Annotated in this window: 11 protein-coding genes; 6 read left to right on the top strand and 5 right to left on the bottom strand. The window is 72.6% G+C overall.

The features are described from left to right. The first annotated feature begins 3 nt into the window (after window positions 1-3). Entirely contained in the window at window positions 4-1,278 is a 1,275-nt protein-coding gene (locus tag MJ876_RS06180) for a hypothetical protein (RefSeq protein ID WP_240235352.1), read from the top strand. Here MJ876_RS06180 and MJ876_RS06185 read toward each other — a convergent pair. Then, the gene (locus tag MJ876_RS06185) at window positions 1,275-2,180 is read right to left on the bottom strand and encodes a hypothetical protein (protein ID WP_240235354.1); all 906 of its coding nucleotides are present in this window, start codon (window positions 2,178-2,180) and stop codon (window positions 1,275-1,277) included. The two genes, MJ876_RS06180 and MJ876_RS06185, sit on opposite strands and share 4 nt — an antisense overlap. An 80-nt stretch (window positions 2,181-2,260) precedes the next feature. Between MJ876_RS06185 and MJ876_RS06190 the strand changes: the two genes are divergently transcribed. From MJ876_RS06190 to MJ876_RS06200, 3 genes are all read left to right on the top strand, one after another. Next, the gene (locus tag MJ876_RS06190) at window positions 2,261-3,094 is read left to right on the top strand and encodes an Fpg/Nei family DNA glycosylase (RefSeq protein ID WP_240235355.1); all 834 of its coding nucleotides are present in this window, start codon (window positions 2,261-2,263) and stop codon (window positions 3,092-3,094) included. Window positions 3,095-3,231: 137 nt separating this feature from the next. Further along, complete coding sequence (locus MJ876_RS06195; protein ID WP_240235356.1) at window positions 3,232-4,530, top strand: hypothetical protein; 1,299 nt, start codon at window positions 3,232-3,234, stop codon at window positions 4,528-4,530. A 21-nt stretch (window positions 4,531-4,551) separates the two neighbouring features. Further along, window positions 4,552-5,310 carry a class F sortase gene (locus MJ876_RS06200; RefSeq protein ID WP_240235357.1) on the top strand — a complete coding sequence of 253 codons (759 nt, stop codon included), beginning with the start codon at window positions 4,552-4,554 and terminating at the stop codon, window positions 5,308-5,310. Window positions 5,311-5,313: 3 nt separating this feature from the next. On the opposite strand, the gene MJ876_RS06205 is transcribed toward MJ876_RS06200, so the two are convergent. After that, on the bottom strand, window positions 5,314-6,552 hold the full coding sequence (locus tag MJ876_RS06205) for an HNH endonuclease signature motif containing protein (protein WP_240235358.1): 1,239 nt from the start codon (window positions 6,550-6,552) through the stop codon (window positions 5,314-5,316). A gap of 562 nt (window positions 6,553-7,114) precedes the next feature. After that, window positions 7,115-8,629, bottom strand: coding sequence for an LVIVD repeat-containing protein (locus MJ876_RS06210; RefSeq protein WP_240235359.1), 1,515 nt, complete (start codon window positions 8,627-8,629; stop codon window positions 7,115-7,117). A gap of 148 nt (window positions 8,630-8,777) precedes the next feature. Here MJ876_RS06210 and MJ876_RS06215 point away from each other — a divergent pair, with 148 nt between their 5' ends. Further along, window positions 8,778-9,500 carry a DUF305 domain-containing protein gene (locus MJ876_RS06215; RefSeq protein WP_240235360.1) on the top strand — a complete coding sequence of 241 codons (723 nt, stop codon included), beginning with the start codon at window positions 8,778-8,780 and terminating at the stop codon, window positions 9,498-9,500. A gap of 167 nt (window positions 9,501-9,667) precedes the next feature. On the opposite strand, the gene MJ876_RS06220 is transcribed toward MJ876_RS06215, so the two are convergent. After that, on the bottom strand, window positions 9,668-11,212 hold the full coding sequence (locus tag MJ876_RS06220) for an LVIVD repeat-containing protein (protein WP_240235361.1): 1,545 nt from the start codon (window positions 11,210-11,212) through the stop codon (window positions 9,668-9,670). Window positions 11,213-11,420: 208 nt separating this feature from the next. Here MJ876_RS06220 and MJ876_RS06225 point away from each other — a divergent pair, with 208 nt between their 5' ends. After that, window positions 11,421-12,533, top strand: coding sequence for a Glu/Leu/Phe/Val dehydrogenase dimerization domain-containing protein (locus MJ876_RS06225; RefSeq protein WP_240235362.1), 1,113 nt, complete (start codon window positions 11,421-11,423; stop codon window positions 12,531-12,533). A gap of 140 nt (window positions 12,534-12,673) precedes the next feature. Here the strand turns inward: MJ876_RS06225 and MJ876_RS06230 are convergent, their stop codons facing one another. Next, window positions 12,674-12,844 (bottom strand): DUF3073 domain-containing protein, encoded by a 171-nt coding sequence (locus tag MJ876_RS06230; protein WP_240235363.1) that lies wholly within the window; start codon window positions 12,842-12,844, stop codon window positions 12,674-12,676. Between the last annotated feature and the right edge of the window lie 33 nt (window positions 12,845-12,877).

Below are 12,877 nucleotides of genomic sequence, written 5' to 3' on the forward strand. Positions count from 1 at the left end.
GGGGTGAGCCCCCTCCCCCGCTTCACCGAGGTCGCCCGGCGCCGTCCGGTGGCGCTCGTGCAGCCGGGGACGTCGATCGGGCCCGGCGGTCCGGTCGCGCCGTACGTCGCCGCGCAGGGCCCCTCCCCGGCGCTCCGCTCGGCGACGGTGACGCTGCGGGCCGCCCTCGTCGGACGGCGGGTCGGGCTCGAGGTCGTCCGCGACGGCCGCACCCGCCGTCTGCTGAGCGCCCGCCACGGCTGGGTGCGCGACGTCGACGAGCTCGCCGTCACCGTGACCGGCCCGGTCGCGACGGCCTGGTCGCGGTCCGGCGGCGCCTGGACCGCCCGCGCCCGCACCGCCCTCGGTCTCGGCGGCTGGTGGCGCGGCCTGCGCCCGGACGACGGCGTCACCGCCAGCGGCACGTTCGGCCAGCTCGGGCTGCGCGACCTGCGGCTGGTCACCCACGCCGACGGGACGCCGTACGAGGCGGGCCGGGCCGTGCTCCTCACCGCCACCAGCGCCGGGCCCGGCGGGTTCCGCACCGGTCACACCTCCGTGTGGGCGCTCGACCGGGACTCGCTCGACCTGGCCCACCGCGCCGACCTCTTCTTCCGCCGCGACGACGTCGTCCCCGCGGGACAGGGCGGCGGCGTCCACGGCGACCACGCCGGGCACCTCGTCCGCGACGGCGGCGCCTGGCTGGTCGCGACCAGCACCTGGGGCACGTTCGACGAGGTGCGCCGACCCCGGGTCGGGGTCCGCCTCGGGACCAGCTTCGCCGACCTCACTCGCGGGCAGCACGTCCTCGACACCCGCCCGCTCGCGCTGCCCGTCGACGGCCTCGGCTCGGTCGGCACCTGGGACCCCCAGCTCGTCCACGACGGCCGGCGCTGGCTCGTGGCGTTCGTGTCGGCGCGGAGGTTCTTCTCCTTCCACCCCGCCCTCGCCGCCGGGGAGGACCTCGACGACCTGACGCTCCTCGGCGCCGCCACCGACCGCAGCTCCTGCGAGGGGCCCGTCCTGGTGCAGCTCGACGACGGGTGGCGGCTGCTCGCCTCCGACAGCCGCGACGAGGTCCCCGCCCGTCGCGCCGGCTACCCCTGCTTCGACCTCGCGATGGCCGAGGTCGGGCGTCTCGACGCGACGTACCCGACGAACGTGCCGTGGCCGATGGTCGTCCCCGACGGCGACGGGTGGCTGATGGTCGGCTTCGACGGCACGCCGTACGGCGGCGGGCTGGCCGGCTACGGCACCCACGGCGAGGTGGTGCTGCAACGCGGCCCCGAACCCGTCTAGGAGACCAGCTCCTTGAACTGCTCGGTGGCCTCCGGGCCGCTCAGGGTGTCCGTGGGGTCCGGGGCGAGCGGGGTCGCGACGGGCTCGCCGATGTCGGTGAGGGTGACGTCGTACCCGCCGCTCACGCCGGGCGCCGAGACGACCTCCAGCCTGTAGGAGCGCACCACGTCGTCCGGGCCGACCGCGACCTCGAGGGCCAGGTCCGCCCGCCGCGCCGGGCCCGTCAGCGACAGCGCCTCGGTGAACGCGTCGGCGTCCTCGCCCGCGGCGTCCACGGCGGCGGCGTACGGGACCGTGAGGGTGAAGACCCGGCACTCCACCCCGTCGTACGTCGTGGGCTCGCCCTCCACGACGGCCGCCGGGTCGTCGTCCGCCGCCCGCAGGGGCAGCATCGAGCCGAGCAGCGGGACCGTGCCGAACATGCCGGACGCCGCCAGGTCGTCCACGTCACCCTGCAGCCACGTCGCGCCGTCCTCGAACGGCGAGCCGTCGGGGCCCTCGTTCTTGATCCACGCCCGTGAGCCGTCGGCCACCACGCCGATCTCCGTCGTGCCGTCGACGTCGCGGTCGAGGTCGAACAGGCCGGCCTCGTGGTCGACCGACCCCTCGGTCACCGTGCTGTAGGTGGTGTCCCCGACGTCGAGGTCGGCCCTCGACTCGAGCGTGAGCCTGGTCAGCGCCAGCGTCGTGCCCGCCGCGTCGGAGACGACCTGCGCGGGGTCGCGGTCGGCTGCCGGCTCCTCGGCCCCCTCGGCCGCCTCCGCTGCCTGCGCCTCCCCGCCGGCCGACGTGGTGCCCGACGTCCCGGCGCTCCCGCCGACCAGTCCGCAGCCGCCGAGCAGCAGCACGGCGACGACGGCACCACCGACGGCACCACCGAGGCTGGGCAGGGACCTGGACACGAGCCCGATTCTGGTCGATCACCGCCGATCCGGTGGCCGAATCGGCAGGCTCGCTTCGGTCGCCCGGGCAGGATGAGGGCGTGCCCGAGCTGCCCGAGGTCGAGTCGGCCCGCCTGGTCGTCGAGCGGTCCGCGCTGGAGCGCACGATCGCGGACGTCGACGACACCGACACCTACGAGTGCCGGCCGCACGCGCCCGGCGAGATCCGCGACGCCCTGCTGGGCCGCCGGCTCGTCGACGCGCACCGTCGCGGCAAGTCGATGTGGTGCGAGACCTCCGACGACGGCCCGAACCTCGGCATCCACCTCGGGATGAGCGGACGCATCCTCGTCTCCCCTTCCACGAAGGACGACGGCTCCGAGTCCGAGGACGACGAGGGCGGCGACTACCAGGGGTCCTCCGGGCCGACGCGCGGCTCCGGGGCGCGTAAGCCGGAGTGGTACCGCTTCACCCTCCACTTCGAGGACGGCGGCTCGCTCCGCCTCTTCGACAAGCGCCGCCTCGGGCGCGTCCGGCTCGACCCCGACATCGAGGCCCTAGGACCCGACGCCGGCGAGGTCGACCGCGACGAGTTCCGCGAGCGGGTGGGACGCGGGACGGCGCCGCTCAAGGCCCGGCTGCTCGACCAGGCGACGGTGTCGGGCATCGGCAACCTGCTCGCCGACGAGGTCCTCTGGCAGAGCCACCTGTCACCCCAGCGCCCGGCCGGTGAGCTCACGACCGACGAGCTCGACGAGCTGCGCCGCGAGCTCCGCAAGGCCATCCGGTCGGCCCTGCGGAAGGGCGGCGTCCACACCGGCGAGGTCATCGAGCACCGCGGCGCCGGACGCCACTGCCCCCGGTGCGGCGCCGAGATGACCCGGGCGACCGTCGGCGGCCGGACCACCTGGTGGTGCCCCCAGGAGCAGACCTGAGCGTTCGTTGGGGGGTGCACCCGTCCCGACCTGCGAGAACAGACTTCATGAACACCTGTTCGCCGACCGTTTCGTACCCGTAACATTCCCCCGGATCTCCCGTTGGAGACGACGGGATGGGGAGAAGGAGAACTAAGGTGCGAGCACTGCGTACGACCACCCGCGTGACGGCCACGCTGACCGCCGCGGGCGTCATGGCGCTGGCGGCCGGCCCGGCCATGGCCGCCGACACCACCGTCGTGGCGCAGTCGGAGGCCGAGGCGATCTATCTCGCCATCGGCGGGCAGGCGGTCACGGACCAGCTGGGCGGTCAGTACCGCGTCGAGCGCACCGAGTCGGGTGAGACGTCCGAGGGCAACAACCAGCCCCAGGCCAACCTCATCACCGGCCAGGACAACCTCGCCGCCGGCACCCTCGCCCAGGACGCCAAGACCGGACTCGCCGGCAACCAGGGCGTCTCCCAGGCGTGCTCCGGGATCGCCGGACCCGGCTCGTCGTTCGTCGGCGTCGGCGAGAACGGGCGGTGCCTCACCCCGGGCCGACGAGCCGAGATCAACCTGACCCCGGACGGCCTGACCCTGGACGACCTGTTCAACGTCGAACCCGTCGAGGACAGCGGATCGTTGAGCGACATCCTGGACGGCCTCGGCCAGGCAGAGATCAACGCCGCCCTCAACCAGCTCAACCAGGGACTCCAGCAGGCCCTCGCGCCGCTCGGGGACGCCGGGCTCGTCGCTGGCTTCAACGCTATCCGCAGCGAGTGCACCGCCGGACCCGGCGAGGTCGCCACTGGTGACGCCACACTCGCGGACGTCGACGTCACCCTGAACTTCCCGCCCTCGGCGAATCAGGACCCGATCGAGCTGCTGAGCCTCGAGAGCGACCCGGCGCCGAACACCCCGCTAGTGACCGGGCTGGACGAGGTGGTTGGAGAAATCCTCGACTCGCTGCTCGCAAACCTGGACCGTAAGGAGCTCGGCGGCCTCGGCGGACAACTCAAGCCGATCCGCGACGCCATTAAGGAGCAGATCCTGGCCCAGATCGCGGACAACGCCGGCCCGATCGAGGAGAACCTCATCGACGGCACGCTGAACAAGCAGACCCGTGCCCCGGGCGAGATCGAGGTGACGGCCGTCGACCTCGCTATTCTCCCCGTGCTCCAGGGCCAGGCCGGCTTCAACGCCGTCGACCTGCGCCTCGCCCGCTCGCAGTGCGGTCCGGGCGCAACGCTGGCCCCGCCGGTCGTCGACGACCCGACCGACCCGAGCAGCCCCGACGTGCCGCGCTTCGTCCCGGCCGGCGTCTCCGGCGGCCTCGTGGGCACGGCGGGCGTGGGCATGGACTCGACCGTCCCCGCCGCGCTGGCGCTGCTCGCACTGACCACCTTCGGCACCGCGATCGGGTTCACGACCTCCCGCTCCCGCGCCGAGGCCTGAGCAGGGACTGACGACAGGCTGATGGCGGAGCCGACGGAGGGGCCGACGGAGGAGCCGGGCGGGAAGCCGACGACGGAGACGTCGCCGGCGGACGCCTCGTCCGGGTCCAACCGCCTCGCCTCCGCGCTGGGGGCAGGGATGCTCGCCCTCCTCGTCGGCGTCGCCGGCTGGATCGTCTACGGGCCCGAGGACGACCCGGCCCCGACCGCGGCCGAGCCGGAGCCCCCGGCGTCGTCGTCCGCGCCGCCCCAGGAGACCGAGCGTGGCCGGCGCTTCGACCCGACGCCCGAGCCCGACGTCACCTACGAGAACCTGGACCCGGCGAGCCCGGTCCGTCTCTCGGTCCCCTCGGTGGGCATCGAGGCGCCGGTCGTCAGCATCCCGCTGCAGGACGGCTCGGTCCTCGACCCGCCGTCCGATCCCTCCACCCTCGGCTGGTGGGACGACAGCGCGCGACCGGGTGACCGGAAGGGTCAGACCGTCATCACGGGCCACACGGTGTCCACCGGCGGCGGCGCGATGGACACGATGGTCGACGTCGAGCCCGGCAGCACGGTCGACGTCGAGACCGACGAGGGCACGATGCGCTACCGGATCACCGAGAAGGAAGTGGTGACCCGGCCCGACCTCGCCGAGCGCGCGGAGGAGATCTTCGGGCAGGACGTGACGAAGGGTCGCCTCGTGATCGTCACCTGCGCGAACTGGAACGGGGCGGTCTGGGAGGACAACCTCGTCGTGTACGGCACCCCGCTGGGCGAGCCGAGCGAAGCGGGCGCCTGAGCCTCAGCCGGTGTCGGCGAGGGGTGCTCCGCCGTGGGGTGCTCTGCCGTGGGGTTCGCTGCCTGGTTCGTCGCGGGTGGTGCCGCCGCCGGGTGCGGTGTCGACGGTGTAGGTGTGGCCCCACGGGTCGTGCCAGCGGTACAGGCCGGTGTCGACGACCTCGTAGCGCCAGCGGCCGTGGGTCTTGAGTCGGTGGTGGAAGCGGCACAGCGGGGCGAGGTTGGCCGCGCAGGTGCGTCCCCCGGCGGCGTAGGCACGGACGTGGTCGAGGTCGCAGCCCGACGCGGGGCGGGTGCAGTACGGGAAGACGCAGTGGCGGTCGCGTAGCCGCACCAGCCGGTCGAGGTGGGCGGGGATGGCGTAGCCGTCGACCTCGACCTGCCCGGCGAGGTCGATGACCGGCTGCACCGTGACCGACGCGGCGGCGTTGCACCAGGTGCGGACCTGCTCGGCGAACGTCAGGACCTCCCCGGTGGCCCGGTGTCGAACGCTGACCAGCTCGTTGCCGCCCGTGCCGCCCGCGCAGATCGCCGCGCGGGTCAGGTGCACCACGATCTCCACCCGCCGCGTCGGACCGGCCCCGAACGGGCCCGAGCCGTACCGTCGCGGGGTCGCCCGCCCGCCCGGGTCGGCCGGGTCGGCCGGGTCGGCCGGGTCGGCGGTGTGAGCGTCGAGGTCGAGGCCGAGCTCGCGGCGGGCCAGCTCGCCCAGGGCGTGGGCGCGGCGTACGCCGAGGCCGTCGGTGGAGCCGAGCGCGGCCAGCTGGGAGGCCAGCAGCGCGACCGTGGTCTCGAGGTCCATGCCGTCGGCGAGGTCGAGGGTGGCCGAGACGTCGACGGTGACCTGCCCGGTGCCGTCGGTGGTGGTGGCGGTGCTGGGCTTGTCGAGGCCGACCCAGACCCCGCGGGGGTCGTCGTCCTCGCCGCAGCCGGCCTGGTCGGTGCCCTCGGGGTCGAAGCGGGTGATCGCGTCGCGCACCGCTCGCTCCAGCGCGGCCGGGCCGATCTTGTGCGCCACGTGCGAGACGTGCCGGTCGACCCAGTCCGCCCCCGCGGGGCACAACCCCACGGTCGCGGCGGCAATCCGCCGCGCCCGCCACGCCGCCAGCTCCCCGGCCATCACCCGCGCGTAGGTGCGCGGCAACCGGTGCGCCAGCTCCATCGCCTCGCGCAGGTAGGCCCGCCCGGCGTCCGTCGAGACCCCCATCGTCGCGGCCAGGTCGGCCAGGCAGAACTCCGTCACGAACGGCGAGCCCGGTCCAGCCGGCCGGAACGCTCCCTCCGCACCCCTCACACCCCGCGACAACGCCCCCGAGGCCAAGGACTCCGCCGGATGCATCGCCGCCCAGTCCACCGCCAACGCCAGCACCCGCGCCGCCGCCGCGTCTTCTGCACGACGCACCGCACGCAGCTCGACCACCAACGAAGCCGGGTCCCGCGGGTGCAGGCCCTCCCCAGCGGCGGTGGTCGACTCGTCCATGGAACTCACGCTAGACGTGACCACCGACAGTGAAGCCCGCTCGCCGAGGCAACCACCGTTGGTCGGGCAGTGAGCGAGAACCGGCGAGCGAACGTCCGTCGAGACCCTGCCCACCCGCACCAGGACGTCAAGGTCTCGACACGCTCCACCGGCGCCGATGCAGACCGACGTCGACCGTGCAGTGGTCTCGACGACGCGGAGCCGCTGGCGCGGCTCGGCTCGGCTGCTCGACCATCCGGGATCCGCGCGGTTGGTCGGCCGGCGGTGGACGCACCTCGGCCCCCGGTCCGTGCGGACCGGGGGCCGAGGTGTCAGGCGGTGCGGCTCAGTACGAGGTCTGGGCCTGCGGGTTGTTGGTGCCCTGGCGGACCTTCTTGGCCTCGTCCAGCAGCGGCAGGTTGACGTCCAGGACGTCGAAGCCCAGCGCGATGTCGTTGCTGAACACCTTGCCGTTGTGCCAGTACGCCGACCAGGAGCCGCCGACGCTGCCCACGGGGAAGGCCGGGGTGCCGGGCTCGTCGAGCGGGCCACGGTCGAACCAGGCGAGCTCGACGGGCTTGCGCGAGCGGGTGAAGTCGAAGACCGAGATACCACCCTGGTACCAGGCCTGGACCATGATGTCGCGGCCCTCGACCGGGATCAGCGAGCCGTTGTGGGCGACGCAGTTCTCCTCGTTCGTCTGGGTGCGCGGCATCTTGTAGTAGGCCTTGAAGACGAGCTCGCCGTCCTTGTTGACGTTGTAGATGCCGTTGGCGCCGCGCTTGGAACCGACCTCGGGGTTGCACGTGGCGCCCACGCCGCCGCCGAGCTCGTCGGTGAAGACGACCTTGGTGCCCTCGTTGTTCCAGGTCGCGGAGTGCCAGAACGCGAAGTTCGTGGTGTCGCGCACCTGCTCGGTCACCACCGGGTTCTCGCGGTCCGAGATGTCCATCAGGATGCCGTCACCCATGCAGGCGCCGGCGGCGATGTCCTTGCTCGGGTACGTGGTGATGTCGTGGCAACCGGTCGTGTTCGCGGAGCCGTTCGAGCCCGGGTTGCCGCCCTCCGGGAAGAGGACCGGGGTCGAGACGACCGCGGAGTCCGCGGCCTTGCCCAGCGGGATCTTCACCACGCTGATCTTGTCGTGCGGCGGCTGGCAGTTCACGTTCGTGTCCGACGGCGAGTACGACGAGACGTAGGAGTACAGCGTCTTGCCGTCCTGGCTCGGCGCCAGCGAGTTGGTGTGGGAACCGCAGTCGGTCCGCACCGCGGCGACGTACTTGGGGTTCTCCGGGTCCTTGATGTTGAAGATCCGCAGCCCCTCCCACGCCGTCGGGTTGGCCGTGTTCGACGCCTGGCTCTCGCACGTGTCGTCGGTCCGCGGCGAGTCGACGCTGTAGACCAGCAGGTTGCGGTAGATCGACACGTCGCCCTGACCACCCGGGCACACGAGCTGCGTGACCGCCTCGGGCTGGGAGGGGGTGCTGACGTCCCAGATCATGAAGCCCTGGAAGTTGCCGGCGAAGGCGTACTTGCCCTTGAACGCGAGGTCGGAGTTCGCGTAGTCGAGCTGAGCCGCTCCCGGAGCGCCGTCCGGGGTGGCGAAGGGGCCCGTCTTGGGCCGGTTCGCGATCAGGCCCATGTTCTTCGAGGCGATGCGGCCCGGCTCGTCGTTGCGGGCGCCGGAGTCGTCGATGGCGCCGTACTGGTCGTCGAGCGTGTCGCATCCGCGGGCGAAGAGCTCCACGGCCGACTCCTGGGCCGCCCTGGCCGCCTGGCAGGCGGGGTCGTCGGCCGCCGAGGACGCCGCCGTCGCGGACGTGCTGGCGGCGAGGCCGAGGGCCGGGGCGAGTGAGGCCACGAGGGCCGTGGCGAGGAGTGCGGCACTGCGCCGCGCACCTCTCCGTGACAGTCCGAGTCGAGTGATCACTGCAGTCCCTTCGAGGGATGGGAGGGGTGGGGTTGCGGGGTCGCCGTAGCCAAGGGCTGTGACGTACGTTGAGAGAACGATGGAGATCAGGACTCGTTACTCGACCCGTGCCACCGTCGTCCTCTGTGTCGCGGCCACTCTCGGCCTGAGCGGCTGTGGGGGCGCGGAGGAATCTAGCGACGCTTCGCCCTCGTCCGCTACCTCCTCGGCCGCCCCGGAAGGCGGTCAGGACGACGGCAGCGGCGTCCGCGTCATCCGCCCCGGCGAGCCCGGTGAGGAGGCGGAGGAGGGCCCCACCGAGCTCGAGCCGAACGAGTACAGCGACGCGGACGTCGAGTTCATGACGATGATGATCCCGCACCACCGTCAGGCGCTCGTGATCTCCGACCTCGCCGCCGACCGTGCCGAGTCGCAGGGCGTACGCCGCATCGCGTCCCGCATCCGCGACGCCCAGGCGCCCGAGATCCAGGCCATGGCGCGCTGGCTCGAGGCCCGCGGCCAGGAGGTCCCCGCGCCCGAGGACGACTCCGTCGACATGGCGGAGGAGATGAGCGGCATGGGCATGGGCGACATGGGCATGCTGACCTCCGACGAGCTGCTCGAGCTCGTCGAGGCCGACGGGCCCGAGTTCGACCGTCTCTTCCTCGACGCGATGATCGGCCACCACCAGGGGGCGGTCGACATGACGGAGGACCTGCAGGCCGACGGCTCCGACATCCAGGCCCTCGAGATGGCCGCCGACATCAACATCGGCCAGACCGCCGAGATCGGCCGCATGGAGGACGTGAAGGACTCCCTCTGAGGTCCTGACCGGCGTCACCGGAGGCGATCACTGTGCGTGGGAGACAGTGATCGCCTCCGTTGTCGTTGATGGGGTCTCGACAGACTCGACCGGCGGGGTCGGGCCGCACGCACGAGGGCCCCGCACCGTGCACGGTGCGGGGCCCTCGCGGCGTCGGGGCTACCGGATCAGTAGCTCTTCTGCATCTGCGGGTTGTTCGTCCCCAGCTTGACGTTGCGGGCCGGGTCGACCGCGCGGGCGCTGATGTTGAAGACGTTCAGGCCCTTGCCGATGTCGTTGGCGATGACGTGGCCGTTGTGCCAGTAGGCCGACCAGTTGCCGCCGGACTCGGTGCTGCCCTCGGGCTCGGGGCCGCGGTCGAACCAGGCGATCTCACGCGGGTTCTCGGAGTCGGTGAAGTCGAACACCGAGATGCCGCCCATGTACCAGGCCTGGACCATGATGTCCTTGCCGGGCACCGGGATCAGCGAGCCGTTGTGGGCCACGCAGTTCTCGCTGTTGGTCTGGGTCCGCGGCATCTTGTAGTAGCTCGCGAACTCCAGCTGGCCGTCGACGACGTCGTAGATGCCGTTGGCGCCGCGCTTCGGGCCGACGTCCGGGTTGCAGGTGGCCGCGCCGCCGCCGCCCAGCTCGTCGGTGAAGACGACCTTGGTGCCGTCGTTGTTCCAGGTGGCCGAGTGCCAGAAGGCGAAGTTCTCGCGGTCCTGGACGCGCTCGGTCACGACCGGCGCCTTGCGCTTGGAGATGTCCATCAGGATGCCGTCGCCCATGCAGGCGCCCGCGGCGATGTCCTTCTCGGCGTAGGTGGTGATGTCGTGGCAGCCGGTGGTCGGGGCCAGCTCACGGCCGCCACCCGGGTTGCCGCCGTCCGGGAACAGGACCGGGGTCGACACGACGGCCGCGTTCTGCGGGGCGGCCATCGGGATCTCGACGACGCTGATCTTGTCGTGCGGGGGCGGGCAGTTCGGGTTCGTGTCGCTCGGGAAGTACGACGAGACGTAGGCGTAGAGCCGCTGACCGTTGTCGCTCGGGGCGAGCGAGTGGGTGTGCGAGCCGCAGGCGGTCTTGACGGCCGCGACGTACTCCGGGTTCGTCGGCTGCGAGATGTCGTAGACGCGCACGCCCTCCCACGCGGTGGGGTTCGTCGTCACCGACGCCGTGCTGTCGCAGGACGCCGAGCTGCGCGGGGCGTCGACGCTCACGACGAGCAGGTTCTTGTAGACCGACACGTCACCCTGCGAGCCGGGGCAGAGCACCTCGGCCACGCGCTGGGGGTCACCGGGGTTCTTCGCGTCGAAGATGGTGAAGCCGCCGTAGTTGCCGGCGTAGACGTACCGGCCCTTGAACGCGAGGTCCGAGTGCGTGTACGACGCGAACGTCTCGGACTTCGCGCGACGCGCGAGGAGCTGCATGTTCTTGGAGCGGACGTCGCCCGGGTCGTCGAGGCGCGCGGACGAGTCGTCCATCGCGCCGTACTCCTCGTCCAGCTGCTCGCAGCCGGCGGCGAAGAGCTCTGCCTGGTCCTTCAGACCCTGCAGACGGGCGGAGTCACAACGGGGGTCGGACTCGGTGCTGATCGTCGAGACACCGGATTCGGCGGCGTTCGACGAGAACACGAGCAACGGGCTGAGCAGGGCGGCCAGGCCGGCCGCGACGGTGACCGCGGCCTTCCTGGTCGTGTGGCGCCTTCGGGCGCTACGGATCGAAGCCACGGTGATGAACCTTCCGAGAAAACAAACCCGGGTGCCGAGTCGCGCCCAGGATGGGAACTGTCCTACCCCACACGACGGACACCGCGCCAGAGGTCGGTGTGACATCGGCGTTAATCTGCAACCCGACGTCGACCGCCCACCCCCGCGGTCGCGCCCCACCCGCGCCGCACACCCCCGTGGCGCCCCGAGAAGAAGGCCGGTCCGAACCATGAGCCACCCCGCCGCCGCGCACGCCGACGCGCCGTACGACGTCCTCGACGCCGCCGCCGACCACGAGCAGGTCGTCGTCTGCTCCGACCGCGAGTCCGGCCTGCGGGCCGTCATCGCCATCCACTCCACCGCGCTCGGCCCGGCCCTGGGCGGCACGCGCTTCCACCCGTACGCGACCGGCGCGGACGCCGTCGCCGACGCGCTGGCGCTGTCGCGGGGCATGTCCTACAAGGCGGCGCTCGCCGGGCTCGACCTCGGCGGCGGCAAGGCGGTCATCGTGGGCGACCCGCTGCGCGACAAGTCCGAGGCGCTGCTCCGCGCGTACGGCCGCTTCGTGCAGTCGCTGAACGGGCGCTACTACACGGCGTGCGACGTCGGGACCTACAGCGCCGACATGGACCTGATCGCCCGCGAGAGCCGGTTCGTCACCGGCCGCACGGTGGCCCACGGCGGCGCCGGGGACTCCTCGGTGCTCACCGCGTACGGCGTCTTCCAGGGCATGCGCGCCGCCGCGGAGCGGGTCTGGGGCGCCCCCACCCTCGAGGGCCGCACCGTCGGCGTCGCCGGCGTCGGCAAGGTCGGGCGCCACCTCGTGCGCCACCTGCTGGACGACGGCGCCCGCGTGGTCGTCACCGACGTGCACGCCCCCGCGGTCTCCGCGCTGCTGGCCGAGCACCCGGACTCCCGCGCGATCACCGTCGTCGACGACACCGACGCGCTGGTCGCCGGCACCCTCGACGTCTACGCCCCCTGCGCCCTCGGTGGCGCGCTCACCGACGAGGTCGTCGCGGCGCTGTCGGCGCGCATCGTCTGCGGCGCCGCGAACAACCAGCTCGCGCACCCGGGGGTGGAGAAGGCGCTCATCGACGCCGGCATCCTCTACGCACCCGACTACTGCGTGAACTCGGGCGGCCTGATCCAGGTCGCCGACGAGCTCGAGGGCTTCTCGTTCGACCGCGCGCAGCAGCGGGCCACGGGCATCTTCGACACCACCCGCGAGGTCCTGCGCCGCTCCGACGAGGACGGCGTCCCGCCCGGCGCCGCGGCCGACCGCCTGGCCGAGCAGCGCATGCGCGAGGTGGGCCGCCTGCGGGGGACGTGGCTGCCCTGATCACCGAGCCGGCATGACGACGCCCGGTGACGGGACCGTGGCTTCGGCCACGGGATCGTCACCGGGTCTCGAGGCTCCTCGCCGGCGCTCGTCGCACCTGGGCCGGCGGAGGTGCCAGGGGAACCCTCCGGCCCGGAGGGTCACTCCCGGCGGTCGGACCAGTCGTCGTCGTCCGACGAGACGTCGTCCCTGACGTCGTCGTCCCCGCCGTGCAGCTCGCGCGCCAGCGCCCCGAAGTCCGTCTCGTGAGTGCGGTACTTCAGGTCGCGTGCGACCTTCGTCTGCTTCGCCTTAGCTCGGCCGCGCCCCATAGGGTCGACCCCCTCGCACGTTGGCCGGGCACG

Origin of the sequence: Nocardioides sp. CFH 31398 (assembly GCF_022436705.1) — a bacterium.
Lineage (GTDB): Bacteria > Actinomycetota > Actinomycetes > Propionibacteriales > Nocardioidaceae > Nocardioides.

Excerpts from the sequence above, each read along its gene's own strand:
- MJ876_RS06200 (WP_240235357.1), top strand. The coding sequence starts at position 4,552 with ATGGCGGAGCCGACGGAGGGGCCGACGGAGGAGCCGGGCGGGAAGCCG.
- MJ876_RS06215 (WP_240235360.1), top strand. The coding sequence starts at position 8,778 with ATGGAGATCAGGACTCGTTACTCGACCCGTGCCACCGTCGTCCTCTGT.
- MJ876_RS06225 (WP_240235362.1), top strand. The coding sequence starts at position 11,421 with ATGAGCCACCCCGCCGCCGCGCACGCCGACGCGCCGTACGACGTCCTC.
- MJ876_RS06230 (WP_240235363.1), bottom strand. The coding sequence starts at position 12,844 with ATGGGGCGCGGCCGAGCTAAGGCGAAGCAGACGAAGGTCGCACGCGAC.